Annotated in this window: 10 protein-coding genes; 6 read left to right on the top strand and 4 right to left on the bottom strand. The window is 46.1% G+C overall.

All coding sequences use genetic code 11. The features are described from left to right. Positions 1-240: 240 nt before the first annotated feature. The 4 genes from ACWB0I_RS02715 to ACWB0I_RS02700 are packed head-to-tail and all read right to left on the bottom strand — an operon-like array spanning position 241 to position 7,490. Complete coding sequence (locus tag ACWB0I_RS02715; protein ID WP_479386498.1) at positions 241-1,584, bottom strand: M28 family peptidase; 1,344 nt, start codon at positions 1,582-1,584, stop codon at positions 241-243. A gap of 35 nt (positions 1,585-1,619) precedes the next feature. Next, positions 1,620-2,612: a PorV/PorQ family protein gene (locus tag ACWB0I_RS02710; protein ID WP_479386497.1), complete on the bottom strand. Its 993-nt coding sequence runs from the start codon at positions 2,610-2,612 to the stop codon at positions 1,620-1,622. Between the two features lie 22 nt (positions 2,613-2,634). Beyond that, positions 2,635-4,656: a hypothetical protein gene (locus ACWB0I_RS02705; protein ID WP_479386496.1), complete on the bottom strand. Its 2,022-nt coding sequence runs from the start codon at positions 4,654-4,656 to the stop codon at positions 2,635-2,637. A gap of 26 nt (positions 4,657-4,682) precedes the next feature. Further along, positions 4,683-7,490, bottom strand: coding sequence for a TonB-dependent receptor (locus ACWB0I_RS02700; RefSeq protein ID WP_479386495.1), 2,808 nt, complete (start codon positions 7,488-7,490; stop codon positions 4,683-4,685). A 412-nt stretch (positions 7,491-7,902) separates the two neighbouring features. Here ACWB0I_RS02700 and ACWB0I_RS02695 point away from each other — a divergent pair, with 412 nt between their 5' ends. The 6 genes from ACWB0I_RS02695 to ACWB0I_RS02670 are packed head-to-tail and all read left to right on the top strand — an operon-like array spanning position 7,903 to position 20,537. Next, positions 7,903-11,082, top strand: a complete 3,180-nt coding sequence (locus ACWB0I_RS02695; RefSeq protein ID WP_479386494.1) for a TonB-dependent receptor — start codon at positions 7,903-7,905, stop codon at positions 11,080-11,082. Between the two features lie 21 nt (positions 11,083-11,103). Further along, positions 11,104-12,069, top strand: coding sequence for a hypothetical protein (locus ACWB0I_RS02690; RefSeq protein ID WP_479386493.1), 966 nt, complete (start codon positions 11,104-11,106; stop codon positions 12,067-12,069). A gap of 17 nt (positions 12,070-12,086) precedes the next feature. Then, positions 12,087-14,198, top strand: coding sequence for a fibronectin type III domain-containing protein (locus ACWB0I_RS02685; protein ID WP_479386492.1), 2,112 nt, complete (start codon positions 12,087-12,089; stop codon positions 14,196-14,198). A 20-nt stretch (positions 14,199-14,218) separates the two neighbouring features. Continuing rightward, entirely contained in the window at positions 14,219-15,232 is a 1,014-nt protein-coding gene (locus tag ACWB0I_RS02680; RefSeq protein WP_479386491.1) for a PorV/PorQ family protein, read from the top strand. A gap of 21 nt (positions 15,233-15,253) precedes the next feature. Next, a complete protein-coding gene (locus ACWB0I_RS02675) occupies positions 15,254-18,361 on the top strand; it encodes a TonB-dependent receptor (RefSeq protein ID WP_479386490.1) in 3,108 nt (1,035 codons plus the stop codon). A 16-nt stretch (positions 18,362-18,377) separates the two neighbouring features. Further along, positions 18,378-20,537, top strand: a complete 2,160-nt coding sequence (locus ACWB0I_RS02670; protein ID WP_479386489.1) for a fibronectin — start codon at positions 18,378-18,380, stop codon at positions 20,535-20,537. Positions 20,538-20,544 lie beyond the last annotated feature (7 nt).

The following is a 20,544-nucleotide window of genomic DNA, read 5'->3' as shown; positions in this document are numbered from 1 at the left end:
GGAAGTATTCTAAGGCATCAGAGCCTTAATCAAAAGTGCAAGAGACTTTTTTAATCACAATTATATTTTGCGCAGATTTCACAGATATTCGCAGACATAATTTAAACCAACTCTTCAACACGTCCTCCCTAAAACAGCATTAAAAATTTCGCATCCCGCCGTGGCGGGACTAGATCATTTTAAGAAAGTATTCTAAGAGAAAGAATCAAACCCTATAAGCTGATCCTGTTTTGGCCAAAACTATTTTAACAAAATGACCTTCTGACTCTCCTTGATATGAGCGCTACGGAGCTGCACAAAGTAAATTCCGCTGGCCGCGTTCTTAGCCTGCCAATGTAAGTAATGGGTACCCGGCCCAAAGAAGCGGTTCCGGGCCAGGGGGGTGATTAGTGCGCCGCGGGCATTAAAAATTTCAACTGTAACGGGTTGACCGTTGGTCTTAAACGAAACCGTCAAACGGGCATTAAAAGGGTTCGGAAATGTTTTGAGCTCAAAACTCCGGGCCAGATGCAACTTTTCCCGGAAGTCAATATTTGTAGCCGAATCGACTTCCGCATAATCCAGCAAACTGGCCAGAGCCAGTTGGGTTACCAGTTTTACCTGATTAAAATTGATGGTCTCGGGTTTGTCGTGTGTGGAATGGTAGTAGGGATTGGCGTTGTAGTACGGATATTGATCGTTCCACGGGCGATCGTTTTCCATCAGTAAAATGGCGGAATAGCCGTAGTCCTGATAAGATTGATGGTCGCTATAGGGGACGTCCACCGGCACCTTATTCATGATCAGGTCTGGAACCTGTTTCTTGAGGTTGTCATAAACGACGTCGGTCATCCACAGGGAAGGCGTGTTCGAAATCACCTCACAATAATTGGTGTTGGGGTTGTAACCGATCATATCCAGAATTAAAGCGCCATACAGGTTCCGGTGGGCTTTTTGCGTTTGATCTGCGTCCCATAAACTTCCGGCATGATGCACCTGGGGATTGACCGGATGGTACTCTTCCGCCCCAAAGGCAATGAACTTGATGGTTCTTCTGGTAGTGATCTTATTTTGTGGATCACAAAGGATGCGCGCCAGTTCCATAACGGCAGCCACGCCGGTAGCATTGTCATCGGCGCCCTGGGCTTTGATGTTTTGCCAGGCGCTGTTCCAGTTCCCTTCATGGCTGCCGCTGGCATCGTAATGAGCCCCGCAAACAACGATTTCTTCCGGTGTTTGTGTGCCCTGCTTAAATGCGATGACATTCATCACCGGTTCCGTGTTGTAGGGTGGGCTGGCGCTGTAAATGGTAAAAGTGTCAACCGCCACGGAATCTACGCCGCCTAATGCCTGGAAATAGGCGCTCAAATATTGCGCGGCAAAGCGGTTACCGGGAGTGTAATTGACACGGGAATAATACCCTCCGGCTTCGGCCAGAATTTGTACATGCGCTTTTAAAGAATCGATTTTTACCTGATTGAACAGCTCGCCTTTGGAAACGGTCTGGCTTTGTGCTGTGAGCAGAGGTAAAATCAGCAATAAAACAGAAAAGATGAATTGTTTCATTTTAAATCCAATCCAGAGAAAAAGGAGCCACCCGATCATTCAGGTGACTCCATGAGTGAATGCGTTTTTAGTTATTACAGATCGAAACCCACGGAAAAACGGTGGATGCCGCTAAACACGCCCCGTTCAGAGAAGGAATAATCGATCTGTCCCAGACGGCCGTCAAGCCAGGGGAATTTAACTCCCAGACCAAAGGTTAAGCCGCCTTCATCCAGATTAATGCGATAGCCGCCCCGCAGGAAAAACATTTTCCGGAAGCCATATTCTAATCCAATGTTGTAAAATTCGATGTTATTGTTGGAATGAACCATATCGCCGGCCAGTACCAGTTTTTGATTCTCTTCCTGCAGGAGGTTCATGCCAAAGCCAATGCGAAAGTTGACCGGCAGCGACCATTTATCGGAGCGAACGCGCTTACCTTCTTTGTACGATCGCGGATTGCTGTAATCGATGTAAGAAAGATTGTAACGAATTTCCGGGCCGAAGTGCATAATGGACATGCCAATTTTGAGCCCGCGGAAACCGGTGTGGTACACGCTGCCCACGTCAAAGGCCCAGGTGGTGTAACCATAAGAGAAGTAATACTCGCGAACGGATTTCAGCGTAATGCCAAAGGCCAGTTTGTTGGTCAATTTCCGGGCATAGGTCAGGCCGAAGGAATGATTGTTCAGACTGAATTTTTCACCGGTACCTTCCGGGTGCATTACAGTTGTAACGTCCATTTCCGGTGAAAAAAGGTACACGCCGCTCACGGCGATGGCTCCTGCGGTACCAAAGTTCCAACCAAAGGAAAAGCTGCCAAAGTTAATATCGGCCACCCATTGATTGTACCCCAGATAAAAGGCTCGACCGTTGACGCCCACAATCCCGGCCGGATTCCAGAATACTGACCGAGCATCGAATACCAGGGCTGTGTAGGCCTGGCCCATACCTGTGCCGCGGGCATCCTGGGCAATTTCCAGGAATTGGGCCACAGAACTTCCTACCGGGGCAAATTCTTTGGCTGTTGCCGAACCAAGGACAAGTCCTACAAACAACAGCATTAAAATCATATATTTTCTTTTCATTGATCTTACCCTCAAATTTCTTTTAACGGATGATTACAAATTTACCGGTTTTTTTACCAGCCGTAGGAGATTCCACCACGTAGATGTAAATGCCGGGCGCGGCCTCCTGAAAATTGCGTGTCACCAGATCCCATTCAGCTACGCTTTTGGCGCCACTGACCGTCTGGCCTCCTTCAATTTTTTGCGCCGTTTGTCCGGCCTTGACTTCGGCTACAAAATCGAGGTCCAGAGTGTAGATTTTTACCGTGGCATCGGCCGGCAGATTGATGAACTGCAAACGATGCTGCCAGGGAAAATCTTCGCTGGGCTGCGGATTGTTCCAGATGGCGCTACCGATGTAAGGATTCGGCACCACTTTAACCCGACTGAGATCCGAAGCAACCGCGTTGGCCGGAATGATTTTCAGAGAAGTCTCTTTAGTAATAATGCCGAACAGAAAATTATTACTTACGGTTTGAATCCGATATTCATATTCAAAACCATTAATAATGTGATCGGTATCCACCAGTTCATAAAAATCGCTGTTCTCTTCGGAAGTGGGCGGCGGCCAGGAACTTTGCCCGTCTTTTAAATACTCGGCAATCTGCGTCCACTCTTCAAATTCGGGTTGCCCTTTGATCCGTTTAAAGATGCGATAGCCATAAAAATCAGGATAGTTGATGGAGTCTTCCGAAGCCTTGTCCCACAAAATGCGCAGGCCTACAGTACGGCCCTGTTCGTCATATTTTTCTTTAACTGTAAAGTCAGCCGGCGCTGGCGCCACCTTAATACGATTCTGGTCATAATCGATATCTACCATATACTGGGCGATTTGCATAATACGCACCAGCTTCATTAAACTGTACACCCCTCCGCTGTCGGGATCGGACCCCACGCCCAGAGCGGCTGTGACAACCACGGAATCTCCATATTTTAAGGTGTCCAGGGGGCCGAGCGTCATAATAGCGCGGTAATCGTTGGGAAAGGGTTTACCTGTCTGCGGATGAACCAGCACGCCGGACGGCCCGTCTGCCTCAAATTCCTGGGGTTTCATCATCCGCTCGTAGGCTTCCTGATCGGTGTTTGGATCGTTGTAAATGTGATTGGTGTGGAAAGACGTAGGCCGGAATGTAGGCGGATCGGTTTTAAGAATTTTGAAGCCGATGAAGCCGGGCGATTGCAACTTGCCATCAACGGCCGGGTTACCGGTGTCGTCATCTTCGCCGTTATCAGCTGGCACGGTAGGATTATCGCCATCCCACATGAACATAAGCGTGCTGTCTGCCAGATCATCGGTTAAAAAGCCTTCGGCGGCTTCTCTCCAGCCAGGGAAAAGATCCAGAATGCCCCAGGAGGAATTAACCCCGGCGTGATCATCCTGATTTGTAAAAACAGATTCGGTTGGCCATTCCGGCTTTTTCGAAACATCGGCATCCAGACGGTAAGTGAAATAGAATTCCGTGAGATCCCTCGGCGTGTCCGGGTACCCATCGCCGTCGGTGTCTATGCCCACATTTTTAATGGTGTACTCATAAATGATGAAATCTCCACGTAGAGCGTCTCCCCAGGCATAAGTACGTTCAGTAACTTCAATGCCTAATGGAAAGTGACCGGTGGCCAGAGGCGATTTCACATCGTAATATTTGGTCCAGGTCTCTTCGTCGGCCCGCTCGGAAGTTAGCGAATCCATGTGGACATAATCAATGGGCGTCCATTCCAGGTCCTCTGGCATGGTCACGTGTACTTCGCCATCGACTTTGGCCCCGATCCACAAAGAACCGCGGTAGAGGTAGGAGTTTCCGGAGCCGCCCGGATAATCGCAGGAGGGCGAACGATTCTGGTAGGCATCGTCCCCTGCTTTTCCGAAATTGGTAACACGGTTCCATAAACGGCCGATTTTGTGCCATTTAAAATCATTCTCAACGATGGGGCCGTCTTCCTGCAATGTAGAAATTTTAGCCAGCTTTTGCTGATTTCTTTTGGTGTCTGCCGAATGACCCGGCAAAGCATACACCAGGAGGAAGGCGGTAACCATCAAAACAAGAAACAGGTTTTTCTTTTTCATTTATGACCTCCTTAAATCAAGATTCATTAAAAAAACAATTCAAAACCAAGACGGATGTAGCGCCCTGGTGCATAGGCCAGCGGCGTTCTGACGTAAGAACCGTCAGCTTCACGCCAGATGACCGATGGATCGCCTTTTATGCTTGGATCATTCGGATCGCCTAATTCATAATACTGATTATCTCCGATGAACTGTACATTGTGCCTGTTGTAAACATTGAAAACATCCAGGAACAGACGCAGGCCATAGCGGCTGCTAAAACGCAGCTCTTTGGTCAGTTTCAGATCAAGATTGTGCGTTTCCGGCATCCGCTTGTCATTCACACGGTCTGTGCCATAAGAAGAGTAAGGAAGGCCACTGCCATACTTAAAGAGCATGTTCAGCATCCAGTTGCCAAAAGGATGAAAGGCGCCAATAGTGCCGCCAAAATCGGCTGGTGTTCTGAAATTTAAAATAGCGTTCACGGTATGGGTCTGGTCAAAGGCTAAAAAGTTCATCTTTTTAACCGAATTCCAGGAATTGGCACCACCCGAAGCGCTGGAACTGCGTCCTTTGGCAATGGAATAGGTGTAATTGAGATTACCCCCAAAGAACTTACCCACGCGTTTGGAAACGGTGACTTCAAATCCTTTGGAGTTTCCGTAGTCAGCGTTCATGTACACGTTGAGTTCGCGGTCGCCCACAGAACGTGCCACATATTTGTAATAGTTCATCAAATTGGTAATATCTTTGTAATAACCGGTAACCGTAATTTTGTAGTCATTGCCAATCTGTTGCTCAACCCCTAATTCGTAAGCCACGGTTTTTTCGGGGCTCAGATTGGGATTTCCCACATAATTCCCTACTTTTGTCAGGCTCTGCAGGTAATGGTTGCGATACAGAAAATAGCCGTCCGGGCGCTGAAAATAGTGGCCATAGGTAAAGTGTAAAATGCTTTTTTCCGTGATAGGATGCGAAATGCCGATGCGCGGACTGAGCTGATACTTGATGGAAGCTTTTCTGGGATTTTGCAGGATGGGGATGCCATCGGCGCCTACCGAAGAAAAGGGATTGGCATAATCGGCCGGGTAGTAGATGTCGTCGTAAATGCCATTAGGATCAAATGCATCGAACCTCAATCCCACAAGGCCAATAATGCCCTGATACTCAATTTTATCTTGAATGTAGGCGCCCACATCAAGACTGTTTTGCGTCCAGATGTCGAAGCGATAGATGCCAACGCCTAAGGTCCAGCTAATGTTTTCAACCTTTGTGGTGTGATAATCGAGTTGTAATCCCCCTTTAATCAGGTGGTTGGGCGTCAACTGACTGATCAGGTCTGCTTTGAGGGTTTGCGTCCACGATTTTTGATCTCGGAAACCTGGATCGTCGCCGCGCAGCCACCAGAAGTTATCTTCTCTTTCGCGGTAAATGGGGTGCGGACCTGGCTTTGAAACATCCCACTGCAAATCTTCATCCCGATTCCCGTCGCCGTCACGGTCATCCACATCCAGAGTTGAATAGTGGTAATTGGAATAAAAAGAATTTAAGCGGATCTCATAAAAGGTTTTGGCGTTTAGGGAGTGCGTCCAGTTCAGGTAAAAGAGGTTGCTGGCCTGCTTGCGGTGCCACAAATATTCCTGCATGCCTGCTATGTAGTAGGTCTTGACCACATTGTACGCTGTGGAATCGTAAAGGCCGCTCTGGTTCTTGATATCTATTTTTCCGTACAGGTTCTTGTCGTTGACGTAACGATAGACTTCCAGTGTATCGCTGCCCGATCGGACGCCTTTGTAATAGGTGTCGGTCTGGTAATTGGGGCCCGGTCCGTATTTTGAAGCCGGAAAATAGAAGTTATCCCATTCATTTCTGTTGATCACAGCTCCCAGAGACAATTTCATGTTTGGCGTAAATTTAACCGTTAATTTCCCCTGATAATTTTGCTTGAAAGCTTCTTCATTCATGTAAAAACCCTGATTGCGGTCAATGATCTGGGCTGAGGCAGAGAACGAAATTTTGTTGCCCCAGATCGGACCGTTCAACGTCCCTTCGTAGTAATTTTCCAGCGGTTGAAGCAGTTTGAATCGATATCCATGTTCTTTGAAAGAAGTGTTGGCCCCAAACCCTGGTTTGGATGAAAACCTCAGGCGCCCTGAAAATTTGTTGCCGCCTTCTTTGAGGGCCAGGTTTAAAATGCCCGATTGCACATTGCCGTATTCTGCGCTAAAGCCGCCCAGCGAAACTTCCATCTGTTCAATGCCCAGTTTAGGAACATCGCTGGTAAAGCCACCAAAGCTTCCGGAATACGTGCCAGCCGGATCGCGGACCGGAATACCATCGATTAAAACCAGAACCTCGCCCGAACGGCCGCCCCGAAAGTGCGTGCCCACAACCCCGGGTTGAAATCGGGCCACTTCTTGAAAAGAGGTAATGGGTTGTAACTCCATCTCCTGGGATGAAACAAGATGTCTCGTGGAAACCGCGTCTTTGCGGATCATAGGCTTTTGAGCAATAACGGTAATGGCTTCTGAGGTCTCCAGCGTGGTTTCCTCCATTTTTAGATCGATACGTGTAGTTAGATCCACACTAACTTCCACGTCATTGACGATTACGTTTTTGTACCCAACAAATGAGGCTTCCAGTGTGTAAGTACCAGGAGGAACATTGAGTATTACAAAATAACCCTGCATGTCAGATGCTGCGCCCATGGTTGTCCCTTTCAGGATAACATTGACACCGGGCAATGGTTCCCCTGTTTTTGCATCGGTGACAACTCCTGCTATTTTCCCTGTAACCCCGGCCCATATCAGCTGTGGGAGGAAAAATAGAAACATCAAAAGTAAAAAACGCTTCATAAAGCCCTCCAGTTTGTTATTTTTTAAATGTGTGGATTCAAACGGGTATTGTTTTAAGAGCGCCCCCTTTCTTAATCTATTTTACGAATTCCCTAAAAAATAAACATAATTAAGAGCAATTACAAGATAGATTGTTAAGAAAGTCAACATACTTCCGTTTTTTTGAATATGTTTAAAAAATTTTTTCAGGCCGATTTATTGGTTTAATAATAATAATTTCAGTTGCTTAACAAAAAAAAGGAATTTACATTAAGGGGAAAATTTGAATTTTTTTTGTTGAATTATTGCGAAATATTTAATATAATTTAATCAGTCAAATTAAAATTGGAAAATAAGAGGTTTGTTAGGAATGTTGTCAAACCTCTTGTAATCAATACAAGGCCATTATTTAAACTCAAAGGAGTTTAGTTTTATGAAATACCTGCGAGTTATCCCCATTATCCTCACCATTGCTTGTTTAAATCTGTTGTATGCTGGAACGACGGGCAAAATTACCGGGCAGGTTACAGATGTCCGAACTGGTGAAGCGCTGCCCGGCGTGAATGTGGTTATTGAAGGGACTGTTTTGGGCGCTTCAACGGATTTAGACGGCTATTATGTCATTACGAATGTTCCTCCCGGCGAGTACACCCTGTCGTTTTCCATGGTAGGTTATGCCCCGCAAAAAGTAACCAAGGTGAAGGTGAATATTGATCAGACCACAATTATCAATACTGAACTAAAAGAACAAGCTCTGGAAGGTGAAGAGATCGTTGTTGTAGCCAGCAGACCTGTGGTAGAAAAAGACGTCGCTGCCAGCCGCGCCAATATTAGTAGCGAAGAGATCAAAGCCATTCCGGTGGTTAATGTGAGCAGCGTTGTCGGGCTGCAGGCCGGTATTGAAGGGCTGTCGATTCGTGGCGGTGGCCTGAGCGAAGTGGCCTTTGTGATGGACGGAATCACTCTGAGGAATGAGCGTGACAATTCGCCCTTTACAGGAATTAGTTTAACCGCGGTCGATGAAATGCAGGTTCAGGCGGGTGGCTTCAGTGCAGAATACGGAAATATCCGGTCTGGTGTAGTAAATGTGGTGACCAAAGAGGGAAAAAAAGACAGATACTCGGTGGCCTTTTTGGGCCGCTATCGTGCTCCTGCACCCAAGCACTTCGGACATTCTCCCAATGCGCCCGAATCCTACTGGATACGTCCTTACGTGGATGATGCCGTGTGCTGGACTGGGACCAAAAACGGCAACTGGGATTATTACACGCAGCGTCAATATCCGGAATTTAAAGGCTGGAATCAGATATCGTTTGAAACTTTGCAAAATGACGATCCCAACGATGATTTAACGCCAGAAGCGGCACAACAGGTTTTCCTGTTTCAGCATCGCCGCCAGCTGGACATTCAGATTCCGGATTATGTCGGCGACATGAGCTTTGGCGGTCCTGTGCCTTTTGTCAGTAAAGACCTGGGTAATTTACGCTTTTTTAGTTCATTCCGTAAAACCCAGGATGCTTATGTCATCCCGCTGCAGGATGATGCATATCGTACATGGACCTTCCAAACAAAAATAACCTCGGATGTCGGTAGCGGAAAAAAATTAATGGTCAGCGGTTTGTTGGGCCGGGAAACTGGCGTGGATCGTTTTCGCAATGGTTCGCCCGGTATGTTTACGGCCTCCTGGCAAATTGGGCGGGAATTAAGTAATGGGCCCAAATACATCGATGCCCGTATGTTTGCCACCGATTACTGGGGACCGGCCCGTACCGATTACAAAAATGTCGGTATTAAATGGACGCACGCGTTGGATGAAAAAACCTTTTACGAAGCTAGTTTCAGTATCTTCCGTTCAGAATACCATAAGGGGGTCGGAAGGTATCGCGATCGCACCAAAAAATACAAATTCGGTAATAATTATTATGTGGATGAAGGCCCCTTTGGTTTTGAGCCTCTATCTGTGGCCGGTATTAATGGTTTGCGCATGGGAGCAGGCTTCAGTAATGCACGCGACAGCAGTAAGGTTACCACTTATTCGTTTAATGCCGATTATACTAAACAGGTTAACCGTTTCAACAATGTCAAATTTGGTGGTGAATTTGTCTTGACTCACAGCCAGGTTAATTATGGGCGATATGATGAATTTTTACCTTCGTCCAATACGCAGACCAAATGGGATCGCAAGCCTGTGCGGGGCGCTCTGTACATCCAGGACAAATTAGAGTTCCAGGGAATGATCGCTACCATTGGTGTGCGCATGGACTATTTCCATGCCGGGGGTAAATGGTACGATCTGGAAAGCGATCCGTATAATCCGGCTATCAATCTGCTGGTGGATGAAAATCCGGCCGGCATCGACAGCTTGTTGCCCTCCAGGTCAACCAAGCATTTGTTTACCTTTAGCCCGCGTTTAGCCATTGCTTTTCCTGTTACAGAAAACAGTAAGCTCTATTTTAATTACGGCCATTTTAGGCAGTTACCGCAACCGGAAGATCTGTTCATTCTGCGTGAAAACAGCTTCTTGAATCAGATTACGCGTGTTGGCAATCCCAATAGTGAATTACAAAAGACCGTGGCTTACGAATTGGGCTATGAACATAATATTATGAATCAATTTTTAGTGCGCGCTGCCGGTTATTACAAAGATATTACTTTGCAGCCCACTTTAATTCTTTACGAAAACCTGGACGGTTCCGTCAGTTACTACCGGCAGGAACCCAATAACTATGAGGACATCCGCGGCTTTGAAATTACCATAAATAAAAATCGCGGCCGATGGGTTAGAGGTTTTGTCAACTACACCTATATGGTAAGTACTTATGGTTATTTTGGCTATGGTCGCTATTATGAAAATCCGGCCCAGCAAAGACAATATGAATTGGAAACCTCTTTTTACTATCAGAGCAAACCTAAGCCAAGGCCTTATGCGCGGGCTAACATCGATTTTTTTACACCGCCTGAATTCGGACCCAAAATTTTAGGTTTCCAGCCTCTGTCGGATATCTTCATTAATTTATTGGGTAACTGGAAAGCTGGGCGTTACGAAACCTGGGCCGGCGGGGGATCGATTCCTGGTTTGTTCGCCAATTTGCAATGGGTGGATTATCTGAATTTTGATTTGCGTATTAGTAAAAACTTTAAGATTAAAAATTTGGGCAACCTGGAATTTTTTGTTGATATCAATAATTTGTTCAACTACAAATATATGACCGACTACGGTTTTGTGGATGGACAGGACAAACGCGATTACATGAAATCGTTGCACCTGCCCGCTTCCACCGAAGGAGTAGAGCAGTTCGGTTATTACAATATTCCGGGCAATGATCGGCCTGGTGTTTATCGCCGTCCTGGTATTAAGTTTGTTCCGATTGAAGTTTACGATTCAATGGATTTTCTCCCTCAGCAAGGTAATCCTAATTACTTGTACTATCTGAAAGATGGCGGTAAATACTACAAGTACGATGCCGATCAGGGCGCCTATGTTCAGGATAAAAAATACACAGATTGGGTGTTGAAGAACAAGGCGTACATCGATATGCCCAATCAGGAATTCCTTACTTTTCTAAATCCAAGAGATGTGTTCTTTGGAATTCGTTTTTCATTTGAGTTATAAAAAAAAGAGGAAACTAAATTGATGAATCGGTTAGGTTTTTTCAGCAAAATAGTGGCCTTATTGATCATTCTGGTTTTGATTTTTGCCTGTCAAAAGAATGATCTGTTAAGTCCGGAAGAGCAACAATCCCTGTTGAAGGTCAATCTACAAGGGCTGCAGACGCCCGCGCCAAATGCCCGCTATGTGATGTGGGCCGTTTACGACAGCGCCAAAATTGAACTGTACACCCCTATCGACTCCTTTGAAGTCAATGGCGACGGGGATTTGATTGATATGGAATATGATTTGAATATGGGCGTTTTACAAAAGATGCATACCCTGTTAATTACGATGGAGACGGAAGATACTTTAAGTACGCCCAGCCTCTATTCCGTACTGGCGGCCAAGCTTAAAGCAAATCAGGCCACGTTTTCGGTGGGCGACGATTTCCTGCTAAAATTTGATGCAGCGGCTGCTACCGACACCTTCCAGGTCGTAAAAGCTGAAAATTCAGATAAAATTGTGGGCATCTGGTTTGTGAAAGGGGATTCGCTTTTAGAGCCCGGACTGCAATTGCCCGATATCAGCGCTCTTTCGCAAAAAAGCGATTTTACCAAATTGTGGAAGTATTCCAGCTACATTGTAAAAGATGGTAAACGCTACGACATGGGGACTTTTACCAATCCTGAAAAGCCGGATGATTCAAATCTTTACGGTGATCCCAGTTATGATTTCCCGGGCGAAAATTTCCTGAAAGATCCGGAAACCGGCGGTAATCTGGACCTGGATATTCGCGGAGCAGAGGTTTATGTGGAAATTATTCCGCCAACCATCAAATACGATGCGGACGGAGACGGGAAGAAAGAGGAATATCCGCCATTTAAATTAATCATATTCAAAGGACAAATTCCACAAAACGCTCAGCCCGGCGTAAAATATTCTCTGGAAAATAATAGCGAAACCTTTCCGGGCGGTTCGGTGGAAATCAACATTAATTTGTTTAAATAATGCGACTGGGGAATCTTATGAATCGTAGAAAGATTTTATGGCAATGGCTATTAAGTGTTTTAGTTCTGCCAAACCTGTTATTTGCCCAGGAATATAGATGGTTAGCGGCCGGTTCTTTCCATAACTGGTTTTCGGAAATGGGCTGCGAAATCGAAGTCGGCCGTTCCTCTTCTGCCAATCAGCAGGATGGCGCCCAATGGCCAGCTATTTTGCCCTATCAGGATATTCAGGCTGCTAAAGGCTTCTGGATCGGTTGTAAAAACTTTACGGACGAACGGGGCGATTTTTATGAATATAAGCTGGTGACCGTCGGACCGCGTTCCAAGGGATTTGGCGAGTTCTATCCGCAAAAACTGGAACTGGTTTCCAAATTTGTAAGACCCACAGTATTTGTCGATGGCATTCTCACTTATGAAAAGAATATTCAGGTGGATCGCATCGATCCCAGCATCGATCCGGACATGATGGTGGTCAATGTGACCAATACGCTTCTGGGCCTGACGATGGAACGTAAGATTATGCAATTTAGCGTGCCCGGGCACGACAATTACATGATCATGGATTACACCTTTACCAATACAGGTAATATCGACAATGACCCGGAGATAGAATTGCCCAATAATACCTTGCAGGATGTCTGGTTTTTCTATCAATATCGCTGGGCTCCGTGTTTTCAGACGCGCTACATTATTGGCAATGGATCAGGTTGGGGTATGAACACCATGCATGACTGGGTTGGCGATGGTCTGGATGATCAGTATGGTGTACCTCAGGAATACCGGGAATACAAAGGTAAAAAATTGCGTGCGGTATGGGCCTGGCATGGTTATTTCCAGGACAAGGTTGTGAGCTACGATAATATTGGCGGTCCTATCTGGCGTCCTTTTGCGCCTTATGTGGCCGATTACGATACCGTTGGGCGACTGGGCGCTCCGCAGTTCATTGGCGCTTTAACCCTGCATGCCGATAAATCTACCACCGATAAGTCGGATGATCCGGAACAACCAAGAACGACCGGTTGGTACGGTTCTGACCTGCCAGAGACCGGGCCCAATAGCGATCCTTACAACGTACAAGAAATGCAAAAACGGTATAAATGGGCCGAATATGGACACATGAATCCACGTCATGCCTGGGCTGTTGTCCCTAGCGGAAAGTTTGAGACGCAGAAGACGGGCGCCAATATTGACGTCGGGGCTCCGCGCTCCGGAAAGCCAGGCGGTTTTTCGGCCGGGGCCGGCTATGGACCTTACACCATCGGTCCGGGCGAAAGCATTCACATCATTATTGTTGAAGCGGTCAACGGTTTGAGTACCCCCGTGGCTACCGAAATCGGAAAGCAATACAAACGTGGTTTGATTGACGATAAGACCAAAAACAAATGGGTATTGACTGGTAAGGATTCTTTGTTTAAAACATTCAGAAATGCCATTGACAATTACCTATCCGATTATCAGATAGCTCGTCCGCCAAAACCGCCCAAAGTGTTTAATGTAGTCGGCGGCGGTGATCGCATTAAGCTAAACTGGGAAGTCTTTGATGAAGAAAACTTAAAGGGCTTTCGCATCTATCGCATGCGCGGGGAGTACAATAATCCCCTGCAACAACCGGCTCTAATTGCCGAGCTGGACAAATCGGCGCGTAATTTTGATGATTTGAGCCCGGTTCGTGGCGTGGCTTACTATTACTACATTCAGTCGGTCGGCGAAAATGGCCTTTCCAGTAGCCGTTACTGGACCCAAACCTACGATCCGGTATTCCTCAAACGTCCGCAGGGTACCAGCCTGGATCAAATTCGCGTGGTGCCCAATCCGTTTATCATCTCTTCCAGCGAAGGGCGTTTACGCTACATCGGCGGAAGGGAATCTGATAAATTGGCCTTTTTTGATATTCCGGGACAGTGTCGGATTAAGATTTACACCGAAACGGGTGAACTGATCAAAACCATTGAACACAATGATGGCAGTGGGGATGAGTACTGGTTTGCGACCACTTCATCCAATCAGGTTGTGGTCAGTGGGGTTTACATTGCCGTCATTGAAGTAACGCAAAATATTCCCGGCCCTGATGGCAAACTCCTTTTCAAAAAAGGAGATCGTAAAACAATCAAATTTGTAATAATCCGTTAATTTAAAGAATGGGTAGCATAATGAGAACGATCCTAAAAATACTATTGATCGCTTCTTTCCTTACAGTACTATTTGAGAGTCCCGGCATGGCAGGAAATCAAAAGCTGGCGCAATCGGGGTTCAAGTTTTTGAGCATATCGGTTGATGCCCGTTCCAGCGCATTAAGCGGTGCTCTGACTTCCCTGGAAAGTAAATCGACCGCTCTGTTTTATAATCCTGCTTCCATGTCGCGTATGCCATACACGTTTGATCTTTCGTTGGGCCAAGTAAAATGGATTGCCGATATCGGCTATCTGTACGGTTCGGTTGCTTATCGGCCCATGAATGGCGCGTTGGGTGTGTTCGGCCTCAGTTTTTTGAGCGTTGATTATGGCACCATGCAGAGCACGATCCTGGCCAACAACGAAAAAGGGTATCTGGATGTGGGCGAATTCTCTCCCTTTGCCTATGCGGTTGGTATTGGCTATGCCAAAGCGCTGACCAATAAATTTTCGGTTGGCGGGCAGATCAAATACGCTTTTCAGGATCTGGGCGGTGGTGTGGTCAGTTTTGGTGCGGATGAGTTCCAGCAGACAGAGAAATTTAATGTCGGCGTTCTGGCCTTTGACTTTGGTATTTTGTACAAAACTGGTTTTAAAAGCCTGATTTTTGGTATGAATATTCGTAACTTTTCGCAAGAGATCGAATACATTGAAGAATCTTTTCAATTGCCTCTCAATTTTGAGATGGGGGTTTCCATGAATGTGCTGGATTGGATGCAGGTAAATCCAGAAGATCATCGCCTGCTTGTTTCCATTGATGCCACCCATCCCCGCGATTATCCTGAGCAGCTGGATATGGGAGTTGAATATGTGTTAAGGAAGACGCTGGCCCTGCGTATGGGGTACACCACCCCTACGGATGAACAGGGCATGAGTTTTGGTGTAGGCTTTACGCCAACCGTTTCTGGGATGAATGTAGCTCTCGATTATTCATATACGCCGTTTGGCATTTTTAACAATGTTCACAGATTTTCTTTTAACGTTTCGTTTTGAACATAAAACATAAGAAGTGCTATGGTAAAGATGACAAAAATACTGATTAGCCTGCTGTTGAGCAGCGCCATGATTTGGGCCGGCACTACCGGTAAAATCAGTGGCCTGATCACAGACGCTAATACCGGGGAACCACTGCCTGGTGCCAATGTTTATGTTGAAATTGGTAATCAAACCATTGGTGCGGCCAGTGACGCAGATGGCTATTTCGTGATTTTGAATGTACCACCTGGTACCTACACGGTAAAAGCGGCCTATGTTGGCTATACGCCTGTAGAAATTAAAAACGTGGTGGTTAGAATCGATTTGACCACCAAGCTGAACATTAAATTAAAAGAGCAGGTGCTTGAAACAGAAACCGTGGTTGTGGAGGCCAGTCGCCCCATCGTAGTAAAAGACATTTCCAATAGCCAGTTAAATCTTGAAGCCAAAGCCATCGAAAATTTACCGATCACCAGTGTCAATCAGGCTCTGGTATTACAGGCCGGAATTGAATCCAGCGCCGATGGCATCATTGTTCGGGGCAGCAGTCCGCGCCAGGTGCTCTATATGGTAGATGGTCTATCCATGAACGATGAACGATCCAACATGCCCTATTCCTTCAACAGTATTACAGCCATCAAAGAGATTCAGGTTCAGACCGGTGGGTTTAATGCAGAATATGGCGATTTGCGGGCCGGCCTGGTTAATGTGGTGACCAAGGAAGGGAGCACGGATCGTTACAATTTAAGTATTTTCAGCAGTTTGCGAGACATCTCCTTTTTAGGTCAGCCTAAAAAACATTTTGGCCCTTCTCTTTACAGCCGCGATTCCTACTTCAATCGGCCCTATTTTGATCCGGCTGTCATGTGGACCGGTACCAACAATGGGGCCTGGGACGATTACACGCAGCGACAATATCCCAAATTCCAGGGCTGGAACGCTATCTCCTTTGCAACCTTGCAGGATAACGACCCTTCAAATGATTTAACCCCAGATGGGGCTATGCGTTTGTTCGAATGGCAACGGCGACGCCAGGGCGAAATTCACGAACCGGATTACGTGATCGATATGTCTCTCAATGGGCCAGACCCGATCATGGGCCTGGTGCCGGAATGGCGCAATAAATTCAAATCCAAATTCCATCTGACCTTTTACAAAACCAAAGAAATGTTCGTTTTCCCGCTGTCACGCAGTGGCTACAATGAGCAACAGACACAGTTAAAATACACTTTCAATCCAACCAGCAGTATCAAGGTCATTTTAACAGGCATGTATGGCGAAGTATTCTCGGTTTCGCCATATCAATGGACAACCACGCCTACAGGCCGACTGCTTCGTTCCCAATCCGAGGTGGCTGACTTGCTGAGTAGTTCCACCGGTGCCAGCATCCTGTACATGCCCGGTTATTTCAGCCCGGGAGATATTTATCGTACCTTGATTGGCGCAAAAATGACTCATGCCTTATCTTCGCGCACCTTTTACGATGCCAGTTTTCAGTACAAAGTGAGCCGCTACAAAACTTTTCAGATGGCTTTGCGCGATACCAGTAAAAAATATGAACCAGTACCCGGCTACTTTACCGATGAAGCGCCTTATGGTTACTGGGGGTATGCGGTGGCCGGCATCGATGGGACCAGCATCGGCGGCTGGATGAATTTGGGGCGTGACCGCAGCGTCATTTCTACCTACTCTTTCGATTTTAATTTAACCAGCCAGGTGAATAGTAAAAATCAGATAAAAACCGGATTGCGCTTTGTTTACAATATTTACGATATCAATTCGGGCACCTATAGTCCCAGTATGAGCACCTGGACGCGCAGCATGATTTACAAAGTGAAACCTTACCGCCTGGGCATGTATCTGCAGGACAAATTGGAATATGAAGGTTTCATCGCCAATCTCGGTGTGCGACTGGATTATTCTGATCCCGATGTAGATTGGTATGAACTGGGGCCTTACGATCCCTATTTAAAAGCAGGTTATGGCAATTTGATTGAAGAGCAAGTGCCACGTAAAAAAGCCAAACCGCAAGTTGCCATCAGCCCAAGGTTAGGAATTTCGCATCCCATTTCCGAAAATGCCAAACTGTATTTCAATTACGGACATTTCAGAACCGAACCCGCTTCGTCCTATCGGTTCCGCTTACAAAGAGAATCCAATGGATTGGTGACCTATTTGGGGAATCCTGAATTGCGTTTTGAAAAAACGGTAGCCTACGAGCTTGGCTATGAACACAATCTGTTCAATATGTTCCTTTTGAAAATAGCCGGATATTACAAAGACATTAGCAACCAGCCCAGTTGGGTTTATTACCGGAACATCAACGGTACGGTGAGCTATTACAAGATGTCCGATTTAAACTACGAAGATATTCGCGGTGTGGAATTTACCTTGACCAAACGTTACGGAAAATGGGTTACCGGTTTTGTCAACTATACGTACGACGTTAATACGTCCGGGTATTTTGGCTATTTACGGTATTACGAAGATCCAAACGAGCAACGGCAATATTTGCGCGAGAATCCCTATCAATCCAAGCCCCGTCCTCAACCTTATGCGCGGGTGGACCTTAGTTTCAGAACGCCTTCCGATTTTGGCCCCAAACTGGGCGGCATGGGGTTGCTTTCCGATTTTGATTTGAACATCCTGGCCGTGTATCGCGAAGGAAGCTACTACACCTTCAATCCTTACAATAAACCGGGTGTTCTGTACAATACGCAATGGCGAGATTACTACAATGTCGATTTAAGATTCTCTAAAAAATTTACCGTAAGGACCGGAAATCACTCTTTTGACTTACAATTCTTTATGGATGTGCGTAATGTGTTCAACTTTAAATACATGAGCTATGCCGGTTTTTCCGATAATCACGATTTTATTGACTATATGAACTCGTTGCGTTTCTCCTGGGAAACCGGAGACGAAAAGGGCAATGATCGCATAGGCGATTATCGTCCGGTGGGCGTGGCTTACGATCCTCTGGAACCAAATCCGAATAATGATCCGGAGATTTCTGCTCGGAACAAGGAACGCATTAAGAAAAAATCGTACATCGATATGCCAAATATTAAGGCTTTAACCTTTTTAAATCCGAGAGATATTTTCTGGGGAATTAAATTAAACTTAAACCTGGGATTTGTTAAATAAAATGAAAAAGCAGTATATGATAAGAAGATTAACGATCGCCGTAAGTTTACTGTTTCTGGGCATTAGGGTATTAAGTGCGCAGGTGCAGTCAACTGAAAAACGTTACATCCGTATTGGCTCTTTACAAAGTCATTTTTCAGCCTATGGCTCTGAACGCGCCTGGAACAATCGTTATTATGAAGGATTGCGCTGGCCGGCCGAATATCCCATGCAGGACAATTCGGTCATTAAACGTTTCTGGATTGGTTGTGAAAATTTTAAAGATGAACTGGGTACATCTTTCGAAAAATATGTGATCTATTTTGCGGCCGGTTTTGTGGATGAATCGCTTTTCCCTATGGAACTGAAACAGATTGCCAAATTTGAACCGCCTTACGTGTTTGTCGATGGCAACAATCTCACGGCTCCCTATCTGGATGATATTGATGAGATCAATCCCAATATCGTTCCCGATCGCATTATTAAGAATGTGGTCAACACAACCATGGGACTTACCTTAAAACGTACGATTTATGCTTTTAGTCAGCAGTATCACGACAATTACTACATTAAGATATTTACCTTTGTAAATACAGGAAACACCGACTACGATGATGAAATTGAGTTACCCAATCAGACATTGAAAGGCGTGCGTGTTGCCTGGGGAACGCGTTACAGCGTTTGCCGCGAGGGGGCAACGGTTATTGGCGGGCCTCAACAATGGGGCAAATTTAGCTGGACAACGCGTCGTGGCGAAGATTATGCGGCTCATGCCAACGAAAAAATTACGCTGAACAATCCGATTGTGGATTGGATTCGCTGCGGTTTTCAATGGGCCGGACAGGGCGATGTCAATACCGTGATCGACAATATTGGCGCTCCGGATTACACCGGAACCGGTAGGTTAAAAGCGCCGCATCACGCCGGCGTAGCTATTTTGCACGTGGACAAAGGCCCCAACGATCACAGCGACGATCCCAACCAGCCGGTCATCCTGGGCTGGCATGCCGGAGACAAACGGCCTGATATTCAGGGCATCTCAAAACCAAACGAACCGCAAATGATTCAAACTTACAATACCATTCTTAGCGGTTCTCCCTATCTGGGCCTGGGCGGTGATGAGCGATTTGATGAAAAATACATGGAATCCAATCCGGTACCCTACACGGTACACAACGACGCCGGCGGCACCAACATCTGGGTGGCTTACGGCCCCTGGGATCTAGCTCCAGGCGATAGTATTACCATTGTGGAAGCCGAAGGTGTCAGTGGTCTGAGCAGGCAAATGTGTGAACTGATAGGCCGACGCTGGAAAAAAGCCTATGATAATCCTGGGGACAAAGGCCCCTTTGAATTGCCCGATGGCACTACAACGGATGATAAAGATGTATTTAAAAATGAATGGGTTTACACCGGTAAAGATTCCATCATGCTCACCTTTAGCCGCGCTAAACGCAATTATGACATGAACTATGAAATCCCGCAACCTCCGCTGCCACCGCCCGTGTTTGAGGTAGAATCCGGTGGAGACCTGATTAAATTAAAGTGGGCTGCCAGTCCGTCTGAAGGGGATGCCGATTTTGCCGGTTACCGCATTTATCGTGCTGTTGGCAAGCCAGACACGGTTTTTCAGGAAATATTTGCCTGCGGTAAGGGTACGAAAAATCCGGAAATTGTACACAGCTTTAATGATGTTTCAGCCGTTCGTGGGTATTCGTATTATTACTACATTGTGTCTTTTAACGATGGTTCCAATAACCAGACTGACGCCAATCCGCATGGCAGTTTACACAGCAGTAAGTATTACACGCGTACCACGGAACCCGCTTATTTGAAAAGACAATCCGGTACGTCATTAAGCCAGATACGCATTGTTCCTAATCCTTATTACATTAAAGCCAGCGCGCGGGAAATGCAATTTCCTAAAGAATATGATAAGATCATGTTCTACAATATTCCGGGCAAGTGCATGATCAAAATTTACACCGAACGTGGCGATTTGATCGCTACCATTGATCATAATGACGGTAGTGGCGATGAAGCCTGGAATTCTATTACCGACTACCGGCAGGTCATTGTCAGTGGGATTTACCTGGTTTATTTTGAAGTTTCTGAAGATATTTATGATAAAGAGAGCGGGGAATTGCTCTTTAAGAAAGGTGATTCAATCACTAAAAAGTTGATTGTTATTCGCTAATCGTGTG

Source organism: Caldithrix sp., assembly GCF_056497305.1.
This window is presented reverse-complemented; position numbering and strand designations above follow the sequence as displayed.